An 848-nucleotide genomic window follows, 5' to 3' on the forward strand; every position below is an offset into this window, starting at 1 on the left:
GATAAATCCACGCCAATATAAGCGTCTTTCCCGGTTATAAAAGGTTCTAGCTCTATGGCACACGCTGCCCACTCTTCCCCTTTCAAAAAGCTTTCTTTACTGGCGTTTTGCCACATATTGAAATTCTTTACTACTGTCGGGCCAAGATCGTTTTTCGCGCGGGCTTCGGTCAATTTCTTTTTGATATTCTTACTCATTACGTCCTTACGTGCCGCAACTTCTAGTAGTGGATTCGATTTGATCCATAGCTTTTCTTTGTTGATCTCTTTTATGTCGTCCTGCTCGTAGCAGATAGCAAAATAATTATCGTTTATTTCTTCCCCGCTGAGGATCTTTTTAATATAGGGGTATTCCTGCGAATACATAGGGCCATTTAATTTAAAGCCAGCTGTTGAAATGATTAATATTAACGGCTGCGGTTGCTGGCCTTGTGAGCTTTCTAATACTTCCATCATTTCAGTCGTGGCGCTTGTGTGATACTCGTCTAAAATCCCTAACAGTACGTTCATACCGTCCAGGTTGTCAGTATCGCGCGACAATGGTTTTAAAAGACTGTCGTCGTTATCATAACGAATTTCATTTTGTACGATTTTCGTTATTTTTCGAATACCAGGGCTTATATTCCGTACTTTCTTAAGTTGGCTTACGATCATTTTATAAACTAGCTTCGCCTGGTCTTTTGAATTGGCCGTACAATAAATTTGTCTATCCAATTGCGGATATGCTCCATAAAGCAACTCATAAAGAGCTATTCCCGCAATTAAAGAGGACTTCCCGTTTTTCCGGGCCATTGAAATATAAGCCTTTTGATAACGTCTATAACCGCTCTCTTTGTCCACCCATCCATA

The 848-nt window shown here is 40.4% G+C and carries 1 protein-coding gene; it reads right to left on the bottom strand.

Annotated elements, in window-relative coordinates; genetic code table 11:
* Positions 1-848, bottom strand: an 848-nt coding sequence (locus CVN76_RS01540) for a terminase large subunit domain-containing protein (protein WP_232732051.1), incomplete at both ends; no start/stop codon positions are given.

Source organism: Bacillus sp. mrc49, from assembly GCF_002803435.1.